This is a genomic window from Planococcus sp. 107-1 (genome assembly GCF_021513255.1).
In the GTDB taxonomy this organism is placed as follows: Bacteria; Bacillota; Bacilli; order Bacillales_A; family Planococcaceae; genus Planococcus.
The window spans coordinates 767,694-789,141 of the sequence record NZ_CP090977.1 but is presented as its reverse complement, the minus strand read 5'-3'; the positions used below and the strand labels follow the sequence as shown (position 1 = coordinate 789,141).

The window sequence follows — 21,448 nt, the reverse complement described above, 5'->3', positions numbered from 1 at the left end:
GCCTTTTTTATGCAGGCGGCTCTCCTTTCGGATAAACGACAGAGCCGTCTTCTTTGACTTCAGCTTGCGCTCCCCATATCCCTACTTCATGCAGGACTAGCTCTACTGCTTCATCCTTGCCATCAATAATATGCTGGACTTCGTGTCCGTTTGCCACGAGCCAATTGCTGATCAACAAACGATGGCAGCGGGATGGGTGGCGTTCTGAACAACAATAGGCCACGCGTTTTTGAGAAGCTTTTTCCAGCAATTCCTCAATTCCTTGCTGAAATTCTTCACTCAAAGTATAGTCCGCATAATTCTGGAAAGAACGGTTGCGCCAGCCCGTTCACTTCCTCGTCCACTTCTTTCGATTTTCTTCGCCTGCCGCCAAGTTTGCCGAAGTGTTCATAAGTGATGCCTTCCGCTGAAAGCCAGTCCGGAAAAACGCCTTTCGAAAACTGCGGCCATTTTTTGCTGCCAGGGAATGCCCGGACATCGGCCAATAATTCGATTTCCTGTTCTTTCAGCATTTTATGGAAAAATTCTTTTGAATGGCTGGAATGCCCGATGGTGTAAATGATCATTGCAAGCTCTCCTCGTTTCATTATTCGCTTGCTTCTCCTATTCCTTGCTCTGCCTCAAATTAAACCATGCAGTACCCGACAGTTTTTTCTGTACGTGAAAGGATGCTACAATACGGTAAAGTGAATTACTATGAATTATTCAATAAAGGAGGCATCCGTTTTTGCAACTCGAACCGATTTCCGATCACCTAAAAGAAAATTTGAAAATCCTTTTCGTCGGCTTTAATCCGAGCATCCGCTCTTCAGAAACCGGTTATCACTATGCCAACCCAACGAATCGGTTTTGGAAGATCTTGTATCAAGCTGGCCTAACCCCTTGGAAGTTTGCCCCAGAAGAAAACAGCAAGCTTCTCGATTTAGGATTCGGCTTAACGAATATTGTCGCCCGTCCCACAAAAGAAGCGGCCGAGATAACGAAAGCTGAATACAAGGAAGGCGCAGCATCGCTCCAAGAAAAAATCCTGAAATTCAAACCGACCGCTGTCTGCTTTGTCGGCAAAGGCGTCTACCAGGAATACAGCAAAAAGCGGCAGATTCCATGGGGCCTGCAGGAAGAGCCGGTACTTCCAGGAATCATCGAATACGTCGCCCCTTCCTCATCCGGCCTTGTGCGCATGAAATTCGATGAAATCGTCCAAATCTACGAGGACTTAAAACGCTACGTCTAATTATCTAGAGGTTTTCTGGCGATGTTCATTTTAACCGGATTTATTCAGTTTTTGTGAAATACGCCCAGTTGAGTGAAAAATACGCCCCATTGATGCTAAAATACGCCCAGTAATTCTTAAAATACGCTTCACAATAAAAATGGCCATCCTTTCACCGAAAGGATGGCCATTTTTATTAGGTTAAATTCTCTATTAGACTCACGAGTTTACGGACTGTATTGACATTGCGTATGGTGACTTTGCGGTAAATATCCGTTCCGACAATTTTCACCATACCGCTTTTAGTGACATTTTCTCTCGCAACCGACCACAGAATAGCGCCGGGGACATAAATGACTTGGTCAATTTCCGGTTTCAGATGAAGCAGTTCCCTTACGTTTTCATGATCCACTTCTTCCCAAAGGAATAAGACATCGCTTTTCATCTCTTTATCATTCAACCAATTTTCCGGAAGTGCTTTGGCGATGGAGATGAATTCTTCTGCCGCATAAATCAGGACTTTGATCTTCAAACCGAATTGCTCATAGATGGCTTTTTCCGTGATTGGCCCCAGTTCCTTTTTTGATGCATGATCACTTTTAAAAAGGATATTCCCCGAATTGATATAAGTCTTTACTGCTTCCAACCCTGCTTGTTCAAATGCTTGTTTTAAGGCTTTCATATCGATTTTATTATTGCCGCCAACATTAATTCCTCTGAGCAGCGCTACGTAAGTATTGCCCATTACTCCACTCTCCCATTCCATTAAAGTGAATAAAACCCTGCGTCTTTCATAATGATGCCGAAAGCCCGGCTTTGGACATTTTCTTTCAATTCATCTATTAATCGAGCCAATTCAGCGGAAAAAACGTCGTACTCTTCCTTTGCCAGCACAAGCTTTAGTAAAGCGGCAACTGAGTACACAGTGCCTTGGCTTAAACTGCCGGCTTCGTTTTGCAGACGGATTTCCAATTCCTTAAGGTCAACTGGATGCGGCAGCCGAAAACGGTAAATCACTTCTTCATGCGCAGATTTATTGCGGTAAGGAAATGCCACTTCTAAGATGGCATCAAGCTCGTGGGCGCTCAGCTGCAAGTTTGTGTATTCTTCACTGAATTCTTCTGCAAAGTTCTGGGCAATCCTTTCCCGCAGTTCCTCATCAATCACTTGATAAAAGTTAATGATCTGTCCGAGCGATAAAAAATTGACGAGCACCCAAAGCGGCACATTGCGATGCTTGTCGAAAAAATCACGGATAGCGGGATACCTCACGCGGTCGCGCTTTTTATGGCTTTTGATCAAGTTAGCGAGCGTCGAAATGATGCGGTCGCGTTCGTGGTGATGCTCCCTGTTTTCGCTATAATTTTCAGGCTCTAAAAAGCTATCCTTGCCCTGGAATTTCTCAGAGAAACGATAAGCGATCTTTGATTTCATATTCTTTTCAAATTTCAGGAGTTCGTTCAGCAGCAAGATGCGCAATTCCCGGTCGAAACGGTAGAGTGCATAAATATGGCCGAACTCCGTTCCTTTCCGGTAACGCTCCTGGCCATACGGATTTAAACGCTCATCGTGTTCCATGAACGGTTCTTTATAGCCGTCGATCAAAGCGTAATAATTCTCACGGGACAAAATCCGTTTCGCCTGAACCACATCTTTTACGATCAATCCCCGTTCGCGCAAAATCTGTATTTGTTCATCATGGTCTGCAAAAAACTTCACAATTCTCATCCTCTGTAAATACTTCTTTCTCTTACTTTAATCGAGCACGCCAAAGAAATAAACCATAAAAAAGAACCGCAATAAATGCGGCTCCACTACCCTTTAGCCTTTCCAGTCAAAGTGGCAAATGCAAGCAATCCAAGAACAGATGATCCAAATAGAATCGCCCCCATCGGAACTGCCGATAATTCGTTAATGCCGACTAGCGGTGACACAATCGAACCGATAACGAGCGGCAGCATGCCGACAACGGCACTGGCACTCCCTGCCCGGTGGCCTTGGTCTCGCATGGCGAGTGTAAACGAACTCGTGAACGTCATACCGACTGCAATCATATAGATGAAAATTGAAATGACAAGTGCTGCGAGCGGACCTTCGATAATCGTCATAATGAATAATACCAATGTCGCAGCAGCAGCGACCCATGCTGCACCTTGCAGCAAGCGGTGTTCAGAGACGATTCCGCCAAACTTCCCGATGATGGTGCTGCCTAGAATCATCGCAATTCCATTGATGCCGAAGAGCACGCTGAACACTTGCGGTGAAACGCCGTATATTTCCTGATAAACAAAAGGCGTCCCTGCCACATAAGCAAAACTTCCTCCATGAATCAGGCCGACGACAAGCGCATAGCCGATAAAAGGACGCGCCTTGAACAAGCTCCCCATTGTCCGAATGGAAGTTCCAATCGAACTTGGCATCCTCTTCTCAGGCGGCAAGGTTTCGGGCAGCCGCACCATGACAATCACAACCATGATCAATCCAAGCAAACTTAAAAAGTAGAAAATGCTTTCCCAGCCTCCGAAGGGCAATGCAAGAATGCCGCCCCCAGCAATCGGTGCCACCATAGGTGCAACGGCGTTGATGACCATCAGTAAAGCGAAGAACTTCGTCATTTCCCTTCCCGTAAAAACGTCACTGACTACAGCTCTTGATAAGACCACTCCTCCTGCAGCTGTAAAACCTTGCAGAAAACGAGCGGCAATCAATAACTCAATCGTCGGGGCTACAGCACAGAGAAGCGATGACAACGCAAAGAGAATGACCGAAATGATCAACGGTTTCCTTCTGCCGTGGGCGTCACTCAAAGGCCCGACCACAATCTGCCCCGCCGCCAGTCCAATCAAACAAGCAGTCAAACTAAGCTGGACTAATGATATATGAGCGTCCAAATCTTGTGCGATTAAAGGAAAACCAGGCAAATACATATCAATATTCAATGGAGCCAATACCCCGAGCATGCTGAGAAGCAAAGCGAGCCCCAATCTTTTTCTTCCTTTTGGATTATGCAGCATGTATAAAACACCTCTCACTAAATTATCTAATTAACTATACATGAATTACAGGAACAGTTTCAGCAATCTCTTCATTTTTCTTCAGGAACTTAAAAAGACACAAAATGGACACTTACCTCAAAACTAGCCATATTGGTATCGTAGTAAACAGACTGAACCAATTAACGTCTTTAAATTGAGTGTGCTCCTGATTGCCAGGTTCACAAAAGTGTATGTTGACAATGATGAAAATAGCGGATGAAAAGAAGCAATATTTCCCTTTCCATCCAATTCATTTTTATCTTTGATGCACTTCGAACTTTTTTCATTGCCGAAATGAATGCTTCATTTAGATAAGACTTACTGGTATATGCAGTCAAAATTGAGTTTTGAAAGGAAGTAAAACATGCAACAAGAAAAAAGACTGCCAAGAAATCCGAAAGAAGGCTTACTATACGGTACCTTGATTTCCACGATGACGGTGTTGTTCATGACCTCATTTAGCACGATCTATTTTGCCGGAACTTTCAATGGAGATATCGCCTTTTCAATTTTAAAAATGGTGCCCATCATGTGGATCATCGTAATGATTATCGAACCTGCTATTTTTGGACGCCTTGCTGAAGCGTTGACAGCTAAATTCACTAAGCCCACTGATAGCTTCAATTCAAAAATTCTTTTCCGCATCCTTTTTACAGTCCTTGGGATGTCGGCAGCTATGACGTTCATTGGCGATCTTGTCGGAAACGGATTCCATGCTGAAATCTTCCACAACTGGCTTCAGTATTGGCCACGCAATTTTCTGATTGTCCTTGCTGCTGAAAGCTTAGTCATTCAGCCGATTGCCCGTTTCGTAATGGTGAAAATGCATGACGCACAAGATAAAAAAGCGCTCGCTTCAATTGCAGGATAAGAAAAACTCCCGGACTTTAAAAGTCCGGGAGTTTTTATATTGAATAGAAGAAAAGAATATAATATAACTGAAATTTCAGATATTTTAGTGCAAATTCATACGATGTTCTTCTCCTTGGGCCGCACGGAAACTTTCTTGGCTTACCTCTGCCACTAAATCTTCGATTGGATCTAGCACAGTTTTCGCGACAAGTTCTTGAAGCAACTCTGGCACCGTTTCTGGCTCTTCTTGGAAATCAGGCGTCGGAGTAATAGCGGCCGCTATTTCCATCGCCACTTCTTTAATCGGCAAAGCCCCAACTAGCGGAAGCGGCGTAGAGATAGTAGGTTCAGTTGGATAGATGGAAACGATTCCTGTCCGCTCCAGCTTGTTCCACGTATGTTCCCGTTCAAGTGCGTATGCGATGGAACCATATAAGAAATAATAAGCATCTAAAAGACGGTAACTAACCAATTCCATAGCGGAAAATAAAGTGATTTTGAGGTAATCCAATTTTGGATAGGCATGTCCGTATCTGTTTGAAACCACATATGATCCGACGCGCTGCGTAATTTGAAGCACTGCGGTCATGGCCAATAACAACAGCGTCAAATCCGACACTGTTGCTGTTATGAAACCGTAGGCAAGAAATGCCGTGGTAAAAATGCCTGCCACTCCAGGCAGCAATGAATCGATAAAGATGAAAAAGACAAGTTTAAAACCGAGCTTTTCCACTTTACCCTTATGATATATCTTCAAAGCATCGATAAATCCTTTCTGCCACCTAACTCTCTGTTTTGATAAACTTTTAAAGTCGCCTGGCACTTCTGTATAGCACTCGGCTTTCGGCACAAAAACCAGCTTGCCTTTTGTATAGGTGTTTTTGATTAATTGCTGCATTCTGAGCGTAATTTCCATGTCTTCTCCAATTGTCTTTTTATATCCTCCCGCTTCATATAAAGCATAAGCCTTAAATGCACCAAAAGCTCCGGATACGACAGAAACAACTCCGAATTTCGATTGCACAAATCGCTTAACGTAAAACGACAGCATATAATCAGACAATTGATAGCGAGTCAGTCCGTTCCCTTTAAAAGACGGCTTCGATTTCTTATACATTTGCCCGACATGCACCATGCCGCCCCCAGCGATTACATTCGGGTCTTGCAGCGCTTCATTTATATGGGTCAAGGCATTTTTCTGTAGAATACTGTCCGCATCCAAAGTAATGATGATATCGCCAGAAGCGTAGTCTGCTCCTGCATTCAAGGCATCAGCTTTTCCTCCATTCACCTTATCAAGCACTTTCACATGGGGGTAAGCGGCAGAAACAAAGGTACGGATGACTGGATTATAAGCCAATTTATCTTTTGCCTGGAGCACTTCTTCCTTCAAATCCAGCAAATCCACCAATAATTTCATTGTTTCATCATCTGATCCGTCATTAATTAAAATCAATTCAAAATTTTTATAATCCAAATTTTGAAATCCGGTAAAACAACTTGCTAAAACTTTTGCTTCGTTATATGCGGGAACAAGAATCGACATTTTCGACTCCTCTAAATCTTTCCTGATAGTCGTATCTTTTTTCGTCATTTTCAACGCTAACACCAAATACAATAATTGAATCGTGAAGAATACGGCCCATGGTACTAAACAAATAATCAAAAACACACTCATAATTCCATCCCCTTAATTCTATTTTTATTTTTGATAGTAACGAATCCAGTCGACAAGCAGCTGTGTTGGAAATTGTGTAGTTCCATCCGGTTCTCCGACCCAATCGCCACCCACCCCTGTGTTGATGAATAAGTACATTTCTTCATCAGGCACAAAAGTCGTGCTTGTATACATAGGCGTCCCATCAACGAAAAATGTAATCTTTTCGGGATACCATTCAATGCCGAACGTATGATAATCTGTCGTCAAATTCGGCAAATCCGAAAGGTTATAATCCTTTCCGTATATCCGGTTCACTTCATAATGGATCGTGCTCCAAACTTGTCCTGGCTGTTGGCCAAGTATTTCTACGATATCGATTTCCGGAAATGCTTTTCCTGCGTTGTTCCAAAGCCATATGGCAGGCAACAATCCCGTCCCCGCCGGAAATTTCGCTCTCACCTCGAGTTTCCCGTATTTGAATACGACTTTTCCTTTTGTGGTGACCGCTCCTGACGTATATGGAAATCCTTGAGACATCTCCTTTTTAGTATGGATTTTCAAATTGCCCTCACTCACCTCTACATTTTCGGGCTTGTAATGCTGGCTTCTGTTTCCGTATCCATAAGGATCGTCCAACACATTCCAACGAGCTGGATCGAGCGGTGCCTGATCAAACTCTTCGTTCCAAACGATTTTCCAAGGCATAGTATTGTGATCTTCCAACACACCCTCGTTATTCACTAATGGAGATTCTGATGATGGCGGCGGCAAATAATCCATATAAGTTCCTCCTCCTGCTAAACAAAATAGCGCCATTGATGCACAAATTGTGCCGCTCAAAACGTTCATTCCATCACCCTGCCTAAAAGTAATAAAAAACTTGTTTATTTTTGACAACTAATACTATATGACTATTTAAACCTTATTTTCTGAGTCATAGAGGTTACAATATAGTGCTAAGGTTAAAATTGAGTTAAATTTTCTTGATATTTAGAATGTTTTATACTAAAAATATATGAATTCCGCTTTTTTACAAACTTTCTTAAAAAATGGGTATTATCGAAGACAAAACAATTGGAGAAGTGAAGACAAAATTTGCAATAAAAAAAACGCCTAGACAGAAAACTGTCTAAGCGTTTTTTGTTTCCAGCAATATGAAGTTTAAATTAGTTTAATCCATGTTCGAGCATAGCATCCGCCACTTTTTTAAATCCGGCAATATTGGCGCCGGCAATCAAATTCCCGGGGGCACCATATTTCCCTGCAGTTTCGATGCAGTTTTTATAAATATTTTTCATCACTTGATGCAACTTTTCATCCACTTCTTCAGAAGTCCAAGAATAACGCATGCTGTTTTGGGACATTTCCATAGCGGATACGGCAACTCCACCTGCATTCGCAGCTTTTGCAGGAGCAAACAATACTTGGTTATTCGTCAGAACGCGAACAGCTTCTTCATTGCATGGCATATTGGCTCCTTCCCCAATGGCTTTCACCCCATTCTCGACCAACGCCTCTGCCCCTTCTCGGCCAATTTCATTTTGGGTTGCACACGGAAGTGCGATGTCACAAGGAATTTTCCAAATATCTGATTTATCCTTTCCAAAGCGCGCTTTCGGATGATGTTCTAAATAGTGGTAGATTCGTTTGCGTTCCACTTCTTTCAGCTGCTTGACTGTATCTACATCAATTCCTTCGGGATCATATATATATCCTTCCGAATCACTACAGGCGACTACGGTTGCACCAAACTCGATCGCTTTTTCCATCGCATAAATAGAGACATTCCCAGACCCTGAAACAATGACTTTGCTGCCTTCAAAGGAAAGCCCTTCACCTTTCAGCATTTCTTCCACGAAATAGACTGTCCCATAGCCGGTGGCTTCTTTCCGGATCAGGCTTCCCCCATTGTCGGGGTTTTTCCCTGTGAAAACACCCGCTTCGAATGCATTGCGGATTCGCTTGTACTGGCCAAACAAATAACCGATTTCGCGTTTTCCAACACCGATATCCCCAGCCGGCACGTCAATATCCGGTCCGATATGGCGGCTCAGTTCTGTCATGAAACTTTGGCAAAAGCGCATAATCTCACGGTCTGACCGCCCTTTCGGATCAAAATCAGAGCCGCCTTTACCGCCTCCTATTGGCAGACCAGTCAAAGCATTTTTGAAAATCTGTTCAAATCCAAGAAATTTCACAACGCTTCCGGTAAGGGTAGGATGGAAACGAAGTCCGCCTTTAAATGGCCCAAGCGTACTGTTAAATTGCACACGGTAGCCGCGATTCACATGTACATTTCCATGATCATCTTCCCATGTCACACGAAATGCAATAAATCGTTCCGGTTCAGAAATACGTTCTAGAATCCCTTCTTCTACATATTCTGGATGCTGTTCAAACACTGGCTGCAGCGAAGAAAAAACTTCCCATGTCGCTTGCAGAAACTCTGTTTCGCCTGGATTACGGTCTTTTACTTTTTTATGGATAGCTTTTATGTATTCATGAGCAGATTGCTCTTTTGTCTGGATGCTTTCAGTTACTGCTTTCAATGTATTTTCCCCCTCGATTGCATACTAATTGATCTGACAGACATGAGTAATTATTCGGAAAAAACAATATTAAATCCCATTATACAAATTGCCAGAAGAGGAAGCAAATCAAATTCCGAATAAAAAAACGATAAAAGCTGCAGAAAACAGCCTCTTTCGCTATTCTCCAGCAGCTCATACTAATTTTTCCGATCGATATACTCATTCATTCTCTATGCATCATTTTCTCTTTTGGCTTCTATTGATTAAAAACAAAATTACGATTGTTGCCGTGTAAACAGCTATAATAGTCGGCACTGGAATTTTAATATCTCGGCTGATAAAGATTGTAGTTACGGTGGATATGAGCCCGATGAGAAAGAAAAACAAGAATAATGGGTAGGATGCAATGAACGGTTTTTCGTTTGGATCTTTTGACTTTGTTCGATAAACAGCCATATAATGCCCTCCAAAAGTTTGTATTCTTTTCCATGACATATCCGTCCTTTCTTATTTCCATGCCTCCTTTCCTTTCATGCATTAATTTGATTTAATTTTCAACAAATCAATTATATCATTTTTTTGATAATTAAATAATAATAATTTACCATTCTAGGAATTCACACAAAAACCGCATCTCCTTTTCTTCTAGGAGATGCGGTCATTTGCCTGTTTAATTATTGAATTTCACCGTTTCATTCATTTCTTCATCATCGCCCACTTTTTCATTGCTAGTAAGCTTCTTGGCGAATTTTTTCACCGCTTTTAATTTATTGCCGGATTCCCAATACTCTGCCGTATCAGCTGTGACTTTGATGAGCACAACATTCGGATCGTCATAAGTTGTCTCCAGCATTTTTTCAAATATCGGATTCCAGTATTCCTTTTTCCGTTCAAGGTCTTCTGAAAATTCGGCAGTTCCGCTGATCGAAACATAGGATTTTCCAGCATAAGCAAGGTTTACAGAAGGGTTAGCGATGATTTCCAAATACTTCGCTGTATCTTTTAAAGTTAAGAACCAGAGCTCTCCGTTAAATTCTGCCTCTTGGGTCTGCATCGGTCTCGATACAGCTTTACCATCTGTAATCGTTGTCAGCATCGCGACTTCCACATCTTTGATTAAATCATTCACTGTTTTCACTGCTTCTTCATGTGTTGAAACATTTTCCATTGATTAAATTCCTCCTTGAGATTTTCCAGATTTAAATGAGTTTCCAATACACCTTATTTTCCCTTCTTACAACAACCTAAACTCTCCCAAGGTATTCTAAACAAATAAGCTATTGTATAATTACGCATTTAGTCGTATATTATATACATCTGATTTAACTGACATCTAGGAGGAAGACATATGGCTCTCATTCAAAACAATAAAAAAACGATTTCTCCTTCTGACACATGGAAATTTTTAATTCCTTCCCTTATAGGTGCCTTGCTGTTCTTATGCCCGATTTCCTATAACGGCGAAGTGACCATCGGCGTCGGCATTCTGGCATCTTTTCTCCAATCCACTTTCGGTGAAGTGATTCCGGCATTCATCGTATTCTTACTTGGGTTCTCAGCGATTGCGAGTTTGGCAGCAACTGCATTAAAACCTGAGTTTGTGAAAAACTCGCCTTTCCTTCGCGCTACTTTTATTAACGGGCCTTTTGGTTTGATCGTCCGCGTGCTTGCTTTTGCTTTTGGGCTGATGACTTTTTACGAAATCGGTCCGGAAGTGATTTCTTCCCGGGCGACTGGCGGCGTGGTGCTTTATGATCTAGCACCGGTCTTGCTTACCTGGTTCTTGTTCGCTGGAATCTTATTGCCTCTGCTGGTCGAATTCGGCTTGATGGAATTTGTCGGAGCTTTGCTCAATAAATTCATGCGCCCTGTTTTTACTCTGCCAGGACGGTCTTCTATCGATGCCATGGCTTCATGGATGGGCGCTGCCCCGGTTGGCGTACTGGTGACGATGAAGCAATACGATGAAGGCAATTATACGCAACGCGAAGCCGCGGTTATTGCTACCACGTTCTCAATCGCTTCTGTCGCTTTCAGTTTGGTTGTGGCGAATGTCGTCGGCATCGGCCATTTATTCCTGCCCTTTTACTTGGCTGTTTCTGTTGCTTGCATAGTGGCTGCTGTCATCATGCCAAGAATACCACCTTTGTCCCGTAAAAAAGACAGTTACTACGAGCCGGTGGGCAAACAAGTGGATGATACGATTCCGGAAGGTGTATCACTCGTGAAATGGGGATTTGACGAAGCCCGCATAAAAGCGAGCCGTGCAGCAAGCCCGAAAAAGCTGGTGCAAACCGGAGTTGAAACCGTTTTGGATATCTGGCTTGCGTTAATCCCGCTTGTCATGGCACTCGGAACGGCAGCATTGATGGTAGCGGAATATACACCGCTTTTTAAAATTATCTCGTACCCACTGATTCCTGTGCTGACATTGTTCGGCTTGCCTGAAGCAGCGGAAGCTGCCCCTACTTTACTTGTCGGATTCGCTGATATGTTCCTGCCAGCAGTGCTTGGCAGCGGAATTGAAAGTGAATTGACGCGCTTTGTTCTTGCTGGTGTTTCTTTGACTCAAATCATTTATATGTCTGAAATCGGCATTTTGATCTTGCGTTCGAATATTCCGGTTAAGTTTTGGGAACTTGGGGTAATCTTCATCTTGCGGACGATCATCACTTTACCGATTCTTGTGTTGTTCGCTCATTTATTCGTCTAAATAAAATGATCCATTTTCTTCTTAAGAAAACGGATCATTTTTTATGTATAGAATTCATTTACCAAGAGCTTTGAAATAGAAAAACCGCAGTTGCTCACTGCGGTTTTTCTGCTTCTTCATTTAGCCCAGTTGTGGAAGACGAAATAGGCCAAAATGAGAGCGACCACGATGATGGAAATGACAAGCATCGGCACAAGGCCGAAGGTGGCATCCATTTTCGTTCCCCTCCTTTTTCTTCTATCATAACTCCTAAGGGCTAAAGTTAAAACCATTATATTTTAAATATTCTGTTTTTTATAAAGAGGAATAATAGCTCCGACCCTTTTGGACCGGAGCAGCATTTAATAGGAAACGTTTTACATCGATTGAGGATGTCCCGGGACTTTCTTAAAGTTATCGTCTCTGCGGAAATTCCCCATGACTTCCATTGTCTCACTGATGCTTACAAATGCATCAGGATCGACTTCTTTAATAAGCGGACGGACATATGCCAACTCATATCGTGTAATGACACTGTGCAATATTTTAACTTTATTGCCCGAATAGGCTCCTTCGCCTTCTGTAACCGTGATGCCTCGGTAAAGATTTTCGAGCAATTGCTTTTTGACTTCGTCGCCTTTGCTTGTCACCACTTGCATATTCAATTTGATATGGCGTGTGTGGATACGGTCAACAACGAGCCCTGTAATGTAGATTGAAGCCATCGTATACATGGCCAGTTCCCATGTAAAGATAAAACCGGAAACGAACACGACAAGACTATTCAAGCCAAAAACCATAAATCCAAGAGGAATATCCCGTTTCATCGTCAAGAGCAGACCGATTACATCAAAACCGCCTGTCGACCCATATGAACGGATGATGAATCCGACGCCGATGCCGACGAGTACGCCACCGAATACAGATGAAAGCAATACGTCTTCCGTTACTTTCATGACCGGGATATACAACATGGAAATAGATGTTACAGCTACCGAGTAAATGCTATTGATGATAAACATTTTGCCAAGTTTCATCCACCCTATTATCAAAATCGGGATGTTCAAAACAAAAAGCCAGATCCCTGCGTTGATCGGCAGCATTAAACTGAAAATCATTGCAATCCCTGTAACCCCACCAGATAAAATCTCATGCGGCAATAAAAACATATTAAAAGCGAAACCAAGTAAAATCGATCCTGCGAAAATTATGAGCCAATTGTAAAGCTTATCCATTAAAAAATCTCCATTCATACTATACTCAGTACCTATAAAAATGCAGCAAAAAAAGGCTGGACAATTCTTTCAGCCTTTTCGAAGCTCAGACACAATGTATCAAATTATAGGTATTGTACGGTTAAAATGCAAGTTTTATTCCTCAACTTTAAATCAGCTTGGTCCTTCTCAAACAAAAATCATTCAGCAAATATCACTAAACTGTCGAGACTGTCTGCATCTTCAATCTCCAACAAAGAATATAAACTGTTCACAAGTGTTTGGATGCGCGGCGGAGTCTGGGCAAATTCCTGCTGGATGGATTTTGCATAAGCCGTTTCCCAACTTCCATCTTGCAAATAATGGGCATCTACGACTTCAGTCTTTTGAACCTTCCACCCGGCTTTTTCCAATAAATTTTGGAACTGCGCACGATCGAAGACATATTGGATGTTCCCTTCGTTTTCGACAAACTCACTGTATAAAGCAAGAATCGCCGTTGCCGCAAAATGGCTGCGCTGAGAAAGCCGGCTAAAGTCAAGATCCCACTCTGCCAGATAAAGGCGTTCAGCCATGCTCCGCAATTTTGTCAAATACGCGAGCAATTGATCCGGATTCCGGAAATACCAGGAACTATGCGACAAAATAGCCACGTCAAACTTCATTTCCGGAAGCTCCAGCAAATCGGTCTCCAGCAAGAATTCAACTTGCTTTCCAAGTTTGGATGCCGCAATGGCCGCTGTTGCCTCGCCAAGCGTAATTGGTGCACCATAATCCGGAGAGGCAATATCCACAGCAAGCACCCGTCCTGTTTCGCCTACTGCATCTGCCAAAACGACAGTCGTATCTCCCTGGCCACAGCCGATTTCAATGACGGACATCCCTTTTTGAATCGAAAAAGTTTCTACTAAAGACATCCGATGTTTCAATTGGGTGCGTTGAATCGTATCATCCCCAATGATTTTCATGCTTTCGATTAAATGTTCCAACAGGTTTCCTCTTTCCCTCTTTTAAAAAGCCTTTTTTATCAAGTGCAAAGTCTTTTCCTTAACAAATCTAAGCCAGCTTTTGTCCACAGTTCGGACAGAACTTAGCCCCTTCGTTTTTCTGGCCGCAGTTCGGGCAGAAATTCGGCCCCTGGCTGCCTGCCGTTTGCTGATTGCCGGAATTCGATTCCTTCATCGTCTCCACCATGTCTTTAGCAATATTCATCCCGACCATCATGCCAGCCATATCGGCTGCACTGCTTGAACCGGACGAGCCGCCTTTCGCCATAGCATCCGCAACTGAAATTTGCTGGTATTTGCCTACGTCGCCGACCATGCCGATAGAAGCGTTCTTATTAATCATATCCTGGATTTCTTTCGGATAGTTAAAGCTCATGACTTGGAAACCGGTGATTTTCATGCCATCATCCATAAGCTCCATATTAAGGTCATCTGAAATTCCTTTTCCGATTTCATGCGCATTGGCCTGCAGATTGAACATATCCTTGCCTTCTTTGGTGACCCATTTCATGAGCAGCTGATCGAGAATCGCTGTAATCCGTATTTTCACATCTTCAACCAGATAGCTGTCACGGACTCCAGCAATTTTATCGATCAATGTCGTGTAGTCATTTACGGTAAACTGGAACGTGCCATTCGCCCGGATTGGCATACCGCCCGGCATTTGCGGTGCCGGAATATTGATCGGGTTTTGTGTCCCCCATCGGACCGTGAATTCTTTCGTATTGACGAACAGGACTTCAACACGCATGCCGCTGTTAAAGCCGAAACGGAACCCTTTCAAGGTAGAAAGGAACGGTACGATCTGCGATTCGATGTCATACTCGCCGTCATCTTCAAAAATCCCTTCGATTTTCCCGTTGTTTAAAAAGATGGCATCTTGTCCTGGACGGATAATCAGCTTACTGCCTTTTTTAATTTCATCGTTGTTCCATTTCCAAAATATCATGTCGTCCCTAAATTCATTCCATTCGACAACATCTGAAAATTGATTTCCGAAAAAAGCCATATTGTTCATTCCTTCCTTTATTGCCTTTGGTTTTAGAAACTGCGTCCGCCTCCGCTAAAGGAGCGTCCGCCGCCAGTCATTCCACCACCGCCGCCGAAACCGCCGCCTCCGCCATTGTTTTTCGGTACACGGCGCCTGGAAACCGTCTTGTTTCGGAACCGGTCTTGCTGGCTTCTGACTCTCGTATTCGTGCCGTCAACATACGTACGTGCAGTGGTCGTGATCCGTCCGCCTGCATTCATGACCATCGAACCGACCACCGCAGCGGCAATCAACAGCGGAACGCCTAGCTGGAACCAAAGCTTATGGAAGATGCTTTCTGGATTGGCTCCCGGCCGGAATTCCATATAGCGGCTGGCCGTTAAGACAGTTTCCCGGAAAGCACCACCATAATCGCCGGCGCCCATATAAGGCATGATGCGGTCCAGCACTTGCTGGACTCGGTTATTGTCGAGCTTCGTTTCAGCTGTACCGAAACCTGCCAGGTACACTTCCCGGCTGCCCATATCAATCGTCAGCAGCACGGCATTTTCCTGGTTGTTTTCATCTGCCCATTCATCAAAGAAATCACCCATATAGGTCATGACAGGCTGGCCGTTTGTAGTGGTTGTCGTCAGAAATAAAAAATCTGCTCCATGTTTTTCGCTATGCTCTTCAGCGAGCGCTTCCAGTTCTCCGATTTCGCTTTCCGTTAAGAGTCCTGCATTGTCATAGATATGCGAATCGGCAGCAAAAACAGCCGTGCTGCCTGCAAAAACAGCCAGACACAGCACCAAAAACAGGAATGGCGCTTTCCAATTTAACCGGTTCACCATAGCACACCTCCCATTGCATAAGAGATGCCTTTTAACACGACAAAGCCTGAAACGGCAATGCCAGCGAACCACGCTGCTACTTTTCCTGAACTGATTGGCGGTTTCCCGACCACTTTGCCGGTTTGCCCGTTCATCGCAAAAGTATGCTCTTTATTTTCAAAATCATAATAAACCATCCAAACAGGAAACAAAGTGTAGTAGACTTTGCTTTTATTCGCCTGGATCTGTTTGTTCGTGTAGCTGACAGTCGAATAACCTGCAATGGTCGATTGGATATACGAATCGATATAAGGAACGATTTTGGATTCCACCCGCGAGAAAAGGGCTTCATCGTCATAATCGTATTTTTCCGCTAGGTAACCTGCCAAATAAGGCATTTTGAAATCTTTCAACTCCGAATAGTCATAAGGCTCAAGCTTATCCATCAATTCATCATCCATCTTTTCCGAAGCATCGGCCGGCACTTTTAAATAGCTGAGGTCAATTCCACGGTAAACATCGTAGAAATCGGTTTCCGTATAAATCGTATCGCCTCTTGTGTAGCTTCGGACCCGAGTGCCGATGGCAGCCACTTCCGCCGTTCCGTCGATGTCATAAAGCCAAAATGGCACATACATGCCTGTCATCTTTTTGATCCGGTCGCCGCTCATGAACCCTCTAGGCGTCAGCCTTCCATTTCGCGTCCATTTCTTGAATGCAGCCACGGCTTCGTCTTTGCTGATGGTGAATGGAATCACTTTAGCCGGTGCAAATTCACCGCTTAAGCGTTCAGCCAATACCACCGGCGCACCGCAAAAGCTGCAATGCGTCGCGGTCGTATTCGCTTCTGTGAGAATTACGGCACCGCAATTTTCACAATGGTATTCCTTTGCCTCTTCTGTATCGAATTCCTGCAGGATATTTTCCTCGGGAAACGTTTCAATATCGTCTTGGCGGCCGCAGTTCGGGCAGGACAGCTTTCCTGACTCGGCATCAAATGCCATATCCGATCCGCAGTTTGGGCATTTATACTGAGTGACCACTCCGTGTCCCCCCTTTCCCTTTAAAGGAAATGGCCTTCATCAATGCCATCACTCGCTTTTGTTTACCTCCTGCTTCAATGCGGCCAGTTCATCGTCTACATTAATGCCAGATTTCAGTGATTCAAGCTCACTTTCTACATCAGCTTTTGTCTCGTATTTTGCGGCAAGGTCTTTAATATCCGTACCTGAACCTTTATTGAGCTCCTGCATCGCCATTGCCTCATCCAGTTCCTGATTGATTTTTTGCTCCATTTGATCAAATGCAGACAAACGGTCTCCAGCACTGCCCATGGATGAATTAAACTCATTCATGCGTTTTTGCGTTTTCGCCACCGCCGCTTTCCCTTTCAATTCTTGGCGGCGGGATTCAAGTTCCGCGATATCGGAATCCAGCTTCTCGTGCATTTGGCGCATTTGCTGCGTGTTCGCTGCTGCCAGTTCAACAGATGTCTGCATCGTTTTTTCACGTTCTGAAAGCTCAGCTTTGCGCTGAAGGAATTTCCGCGCATCGTCGTCATTTCCAGCTTCTACTGCTTTTACAGCGTAACGCTGCATATCTTCAATTTCTTTTTGCAGTTCCGCAAGTTCACGGCGTTCACGCTTTTCAGCCGCCATGATTGCAGCGGTTTCCGATTTCACTTTTCCAAGATCACTGTTAAGGTCGCGCAAATATTGATCGATCATTTTTTCCGGATCTTCCGCTTTGTCCAATAGCGCATGAATATTGCTCGTCATAATATCTCTGAACCGTTTTAAAATTTCCATCATCATTCTCCTTTTAAAGTGATTTTTTCCTGCTTGGCAAACTGTCTTCTTATAAGCAAAGATTACCCTATAACGTACAGCGTTAATCCTTAAAAGAAAGGGAGCGCTGCCGACAACCTATAGGTGTTCAGCAGCGCTCTCTCCATGTATTTTCCCATAACTGGATGAAATGGGACAAGCTTATTTTTAAAATTTTCTTTTTATTTCCTTCTTGGCCGCACTTCTTTTTGAATATCCTTCAGGAACGAAGCGCCCATCAGGATGATGACGATGGCAAACGGCAAGGCCGCAATGATGAGCATATTTTGCAGCCCTTGCGTCCCGCCGAAATAGACGACGACAGCAGCGACAGCTGATTGAATCAATCCCCACGTGATCTTAACGGAATTTGATGGATTCAATAGACCATTGGTGCTAAGCATGCCAAGGACGAACGTAGCCGAATCCGCCGAAGTGATGAAGAAAATCGCAATGACGAAAATCGTGATGAACGACAACAAAGTCCCGAGCGGATATTCTGCCAGCACACCGAAAGTCGAGGTTTCAAGCGAAAAGCTGGAAATTGCAGAAATCCCTTTTTGCTCCAAATTCAAAGCAGATACTCCGAACACAGAGAAGAAAATGAAACAAACAAGCGCCGGCAGCAATAAGACGCTGAACATGAATTCCTTAATGGTCCGGCCTTTTGAAATCGCGGGCGATAAAAATGCCGACAAATGGCGCCCATGAAACCCACCAAGCCCAATAGAAAATGGTCCAACCATTAATCCATGTTCTATTCTCTTCATTTAAGGGAGCTAATCGCAAACTCATTCTAAAGAAATCGGTGACGTAGCTTCCAAGCGTGTGCGTGAACATATTGACGATGTACATCGTGGGTCCGACAATGAATAGCAAAATAAGCAAAACAGCAGCTAACACCATATTGATATTGCTTAAGTATTTGATTCCACGGCCGATTCCTGACCAAGCTGACCAAATGAACAGCACCGTTGCAATGATCAGCACAATCAATTGGACAGTGAAATTATTCGGCGTGCCAAAGAGGAAAGACAAACCTCCGGTAATTTGTGCGGAACCGAAGCCGAGCGTGGCTGCCACACCAACGATGGTCGCAAATACGGCCAAAATATCGATAGCTTTTCCTAAAGCCCCTTGCATCAGTTTTTCGCCGAATAACGGCGTTAATGTAGCACTGATCAATCCTGGCGTTCCCCGATGAAATTTAAAATAAGCGAGAACGAGCCCAACGATTCCATAAACGGCCCAAGCATGGATTCCCCAATGGAAGAACGAATACTTCAAGGCATCTTGAACAGCTTGATCAGAGCCTAACTCTGCAGAAGGGCTGCTGATGAACGCATGGGAAATCGGTTCTGCGGTGGTCCAAAAAACCAGCCCCATTCCCATCCCAGCGCTAAACAGCATGGCGAACCAAGAGGCCCGGCTGAATTCCGGGACATCGTCTTTCTTGCCGAGCTTGATATTGCCGAAACGCGAAAACATCATATAGACGCAGAATACCAAGATGGCAACTACTAAGAGCAAGTAAAACCAACCGAACTTACTGGTTATTTCACTCGTCACTGAAGCAGTGACAGATTCAAGATTTCTTGGAGCAAATGCTCCCCATACAACGACAATAGCTGAAATGATTACTGAATAATAAAAGACTTGTGTGGCGTTTTTCATGCTTCACCTCTCATTAGAATTAATCGGATTTGTTAAACCGTATATTTTTACTATGGTAACATATCTAGCAAAACCGGGTTTTTGCATGCTGAAAAAACGCCCGCAAAGCATGTATCTACTTTACCGGCGTTCCATACATCCTAATTACTTATTCACTTCTTACCGTCACTTAAAACATGTTATTGTGTTTTCTTCTGTTCCATGACCGCAAAATAATTCGCTTCGTAATCTGCAAAGTTGAAAACGCGGCCACCCGGCATATCAACAATTTCACCGACTATGAGATGGTTCTCTGTTAATTTTTGGCGGAATTGCTCCAGGTCTTCTGTGAAAAACATCAGAGATGGCGTGTCCAAGTTCAAGCCAGGAGACAACTGGGCGACTGCCTCGCGATTATGAAGGACAATGCTGGTTTCTGCTGCACCATCCGGCATGATTTCGATCCAGCGCATTTCGCCGTTGCCTTCATCAGCCTTGACCTTAAAACCAGCAATTTCTGTCCAAAACTGCACAGCTTCATCCTGGTTATTGACATAAAGCATAATCTGGCCTACCCGAGCTATCATATTTTCTCCTCCTTCAATTCTGTTCTTGTTTGAATCGTAAAATATTTTATCTGAAATTTCAATTTTAATTCCCACTAAAAAAATACCGCATCCAGACCGTGTCTTACACTGGATGCGGCATTTGTGATTCATTCTTCAGTTAAATTTTATCGGCTATTCTTTATTGGACTCATGGGACGGATCGTTCGCTGCTTTTTTGGAATATTCTTTTGCCGCTTCTTTTTCATCCTGGCCTTTAAGGTCTTCGTAATTTACTGCATCATTTTCGCCGTCAAATACTTCTTTTGTTTTTTTGATGGCTTGGTCGATGGCAGAATCGGGAGCGCCGTTATGCTGCTGCGGTGTACGTCCAGCTGTGCCTTTTCTCGTCATAGAAATCCCTCCTGTTAAAATACGTTATTTTAACCTTTACCCCATTGTTTGAAAAATAATCCTTGAAGGGTTGTACGCATTTAATAGGCAGTGAATTCCTGGCGTGTTGGATAAGAGGTTTGAGTCCGCGTTTTTGGACCGCCTGCGCTGCATATTGATTGGCTTTTTGGAGCGCTTCTTCGATTGGGCTCCCCTTAGTGACAAAATGCGCAAAGCAGCCGATGAAGGAATCTCCGGCACCGGTTGTATCCACAGCTGCGACTTTTTCGCCTTCTATGAATAATTCTTTTTCTGCATTCATCCATAAGACGCCTTTATCGCCCATTGTAACGATTAAATTTCGTACGCCTTTTTCCACTAGGGAAGCTGCCGCTGATTTGATTTCATCTGCGGTTTCTACGGGCATGTCTGTTAAGATGCCAAGTTCCGACTCATTAGGAGCGAAATACGTGCATTTCTTTACATATTCGATATCCAGTGCCGGATTGGCTGGAGCTGGGTTTAAAAGCACAGGAATCCCGAGTTCCTCGCCCATTTCAATCGCATGATAGACCGTCTCCAGCGGGATTTCCAATTGAAGCACCATCAGTTTTGCTTGGCCGATACGGTCTCGGTGCTTCTCAAGCGTTTCCGGGAGCAGTTCACTATTGGCACCTTGTATGATAATGATGCGATTTTTTGCCTTTGGATCTACAAAAATCGGGGCCGTGCCGCTCGTTTTCGTTCCGACTTCGACGGCTTCTACACGGACGCTGTTCTTCTTGAAATTTTCGATTGTGTTTTGGCCGAATAAATCGTTTCCGACTTTTGTCACCATTAACACGTCGGAACCTAAGCGGCTTGCTGCCACCGCCTGATTGGCGCCTTTTCCGCCGCATCCCATCTCGAACTCCGGTGCTTCAATTGTTTCGCCTTCTTCTGGCATCCGCTCTAAATAAGTGATCAAGTCGACCATATTCGATCCTATTACTGCAATATCCATTGTCATTTCTCCAATCTATTA

22 protein-coding genes and 1 pseudogene are annotated in these 21,448 nt (G+C 43.8%); 3 read left to right on the top strand and 20 right to left on the bottom strand.

The window, feature by feature from the left end:
* Positions 1-7: 7 nt before the first annotated feature.
* Both L0M13_RS18465 and L0M13_RS18460 read right to left on the bottom strand, forming a co-directional pair.
* Positions 8-283, bottom strand: coding sequence for a DUF488 family protein (locus L0M13_RS18465; RefSeq protein ID WP_311195623.1), 276 nt, complete (start codon positions 281-283; stop codon positions 8-10).
* Positions 276-566: a DUF488 domain-containing protein gene (locus tag L0M13_RS18460; RefSeq protein ID WP_311195622.1), complete on the bottom strand. Its 291-nt coding sequence runs from the start codon at positions 564-566 to the stop codon at positions 276-278. Before L0M13_RS18460 ends, L0M13_RS18465 begins: the two co-directional genes overlap by 8 nt.
* 161 nt (positions 567-727) lie before the next feature.
* On the opposite strand from L0M13_RS18460, the gene mug reads away from it, so the two are divergent.
* Complete coding sequence (mug, locus tag L0M13_RS04270) at positions 728-1,234, top strand: G/U mismatch-specific DNA glycosylase (RefSeq protein ID WP_235198468.1); 507 nt, start codon at positions 728-730, stop codon at positions 1,232-1,234.
* 175 nt (positions 1,235-1,409) lie between these two features.
* Here mug and L0M13_RS04265 read toward each other — a convergent pair whose 3' ends face one another.
* The 3 genes from L0M13_RS04265 to L0M13_RS04255 all read right to left on the bottom strand — a co-directional run bounded on the left by L0M13_RS04265 (position 1,410) and on the right by L0M13_RS04255 (position 4,227).
* A complete protein-coding gene (locus L0M13_RS04265) occupies positions 1,410-1,958 on the bottom strand; it encodes a DUF1697 domain-containing protein (protein WP_235198466.1) in 549 nt (182 codons plus the stop codon).
* 20 nt (positions 1,959-1,978) lie between these two features.
* Positions 1,979-2,941 (bottom strand): Abi family protein, encoded by a 963-nt coding sequence (locus L0M13_RS04260; RefSeq protein ID WP_235198465.1) that lies wholly within the window; start codon positions 2,939-2,941, stop codon positions 1,979-1,981.
* Between the two features lie 86 nt (positions 2,942-3,027).
* Positions 3,028-4,227 (bottom strand): Bcr/CflA family efflux MFS transporter, encoded by a 1,200-nt coding sequence (locus L0M13_RS04255; RefSeq protein ID WP_235198462.1) that lies wholly within the window; start codon positions 4,225-4,227, stop codon positions 3,028-3,030.
* A 385-nt stretch (positions 4,228-4,612) separates the two neighbouring features.
* Between L0M13_RS04255 and L0M13_RS04250 the strand changes: the two genes are divergently transcribed.
* Positions 4,613-5,119 (top strand): DUF2798 domain-containing protein, encoded by a 507-nt coding sequence (locus tag L0M13_RS04250; protein ID WP_235198458.1) that lies wholly within the window; start codon positions 4,613-4,615, stop codon positions 5,117-5,119.
* Between the two features lie 84 nt (positions 5,120-5,203).
* On the opposite strand, the gene L0M13_RS04245 is transcribed toward L0M13_RS04250, so the two are convergent.
* The 5 genes from L0M13_RS04245 to L0M13_RS04225 all read right to left on the bottom strand — a co-directional run bounded on the left by L0M13_RS04245 (position 5,204) and on the right by L0M13_RS04225 (position 10,459).
* The gene (locus L0M13_RS04245; RefSeq protein ID WP_235198457.1) at positions 5,204-6,778 is read right to left on the bottom strand and encodes a glycosyltransferase family 2 protein; all 1,575 of its coding nucleotides are present in this window, start codon (positions 6,776-6,778) and stop codon (positions 5,204-5,206) included.
* Between the two features lie 24 nt (positions 6,779-6,802).
* The gene (locus L0M13_RS04240) at positions 6,803-7,540 is read right to left on the bottom strand and encodes a glycoside hydrolase family 16 protein (protein WP_235198454.1); all 738 of its coding nucleotides are present in this window, start codon (positions 7,538-7,540) and stop codon (positions 6,803-6,805) included.
* A 386-nt stretch (positions 7,541-7,926) separates the two neighbouring features.
* Complete coding sequence (gdhA, locus tag L0M13_RS04235; RefSeq protein WP_235198453.1) at positions 7,927-9,309, bottom strand: NADP-specific glutamate dehydrogenase; 1,383 nt, start codon at positions 9,307-9,309, stop codon at positions 7,927-7,929.
* Positions 9,310-9,528: 219 nt separating this feature from the next.
* Positions 9,529-9,747, bottom strand: coding sequence for a hypothetical protein (locus L0M13_RS04230; RefSeq protein ID WP_235198447.1), 219 nt, complete (start codon positions 9,745-9,747; stop codon positions 9,529-9,531).
* A 214-nt stretch (positions 9,748-9,961) separates the two neighbouring features.
* Positions 9,962-10,459 (bottom strand): pyridoxamine 5'-phosphate oxidase family protein, encoded by a 498-nt coding sequence (locus L0M13_RS04225; RefSeq protein WP_235198441.1) that lies wholly within the window; start codon positions 10,457-10,459, stop codon positions 9,962-9,964.
* A gap of 180 nt (positions 10,460-10,639) precedes the next feature.
* Here L0M13_RS04225 and L0M13_RS04220 point away from each other — a divergent pair, with 180 nt between their 5' ends.
* Positions 10,640-12,004, top strand: coding sequence for a YjiH family protein (locus L0M13_RS04220; protein ID WP_235198439.1), 1,365 nt, complete (start codon positions 10,640-10,642; stop codon positions 12,002-12,004).
* Positions 12,005-12,360: 356 nt separating this feature from the next.
* On the opposite strand, the gene L0M13_RS04215 is transcribed toward L0M13_RS04220, so the two are convergent.
* The 10 genes and pseudogenes from L0M13_RS04215 to rbsK all read right to left on the bottom strand — a co-directional run bounded on the left by L0M13_RS04215 (position 12,361) and on the right by rbsK (position 21,427).
* A complete protein-coding gene (locus tag L0M13_RS04215) occupies positions 12,361-13,218 on the bottom strand; it encodes a YitT family protein (RefSeq protein ID WP_235198434.1) in 858 nt (285 codons plus the stop codon).
* Positions 13,219-13,397: 179 nt separating this feature from the next.
* Positions 13,398-14,186, bottom strand: coding sequence for a class I SAM-dependent methyltransferase (locus L0M13_RS04210; protein ID WP_235198433.1), 789 nt, complete (start codon positions 14,184-14,186; stop codon positions 13,398-13,400).
* A 67-nt stretch (positions 14,187-14,253) separates the two neighbouring features.
* Positions 14,254-15,213: an SPFH domain-containing protein gene (locus L0M13_RS04205; protein ID WP_235198432.1), complete on the bottom strand. Its 960-nt coding sequence runs from the start codon at positions 15,211-15,213 to the stop codon at positions 14,254-14,256.
* Positions 15,214-15,245: 32 nt separating this feature from the next.
* Positions 15,246-16,028, bottom strand: coding sequence for a TPM domain-containing protein (locus tag L0M13_RS04200; protein ID WP_235198431.1), 783 nt, complete (start codon positions 16,026-16,028; stop codon positions 15,246-15,248).
* A complete protein-coding gene (locus L0M13_RS04195) occupies positions 16,022-17,050 on the bottom strand; it encodes a TFIIB-type zinc ribbon-containing protein (protein WP_235198430.1) in 1,029 nt (342 codons plus the stop codon). Before L0M13_RS04195 ends, L0M13_RS04200 begins: the two co-directional genes overlap by 7 nt.
* A gap of 48 nt (positions 17,051-17,098) precedes the next feature.
* A complete protein-coding gene (locus L0M13_RS04190; protein ID WP_235198429.1) occupies positions 17,099-17,815 on the bottom strand; it encodes a PspA/IM30 family protein in 717 nt (238 codons plus the stop codon).
* Positions 17,816-18,015: 200 nt separating this feature from the next.
* Positions 18,016-19,507 (bottom strand): annotated as a pseudogene (locus tag L0M13_RS04185) (BCCT family transporter).
* A 179-nt stretch (positions 19,508-19,686) separates the two neighbouring features.
* Complete coding sequence (locus tag L0M13_RS04180; RefSeq protein ID WP_235198428.1) at positions 19,687-20,073, bottom strand: VOC family protein; 387 nt, start codon at positions 20,071-20,073, stop codon at positions 19,687-19,689.
* 153 nt (positions 20,074-20,226) lie between these two features.
* Positions 20,227-20,445, bottom strand: a complete 219-nt coding sequence (locus L0M13_RS04175) for a hypothetical protein (RefSeq protein WP_235198427.1) — start codon at positions 20,443-20,445, stop codon at positions 20,227-20,229.
* Positions 20,402-21,427, bottom strand: coding sequence for a ribokinase (gene rbsK / locus L0M13_RS04170; RefSeq protein ID WP_235198426.1), 1,026 nt, complete (start codon positions 21,425-21,427; stop codon positions 20,402-20,404). The genes L0M13_RS04175 and rbsK overlap by 44 nt, the downstream gene beginning before the upstream one ends.
* Between the last annotated feature and the right edge of the window lie 21 nt (positions 21,428-21,448).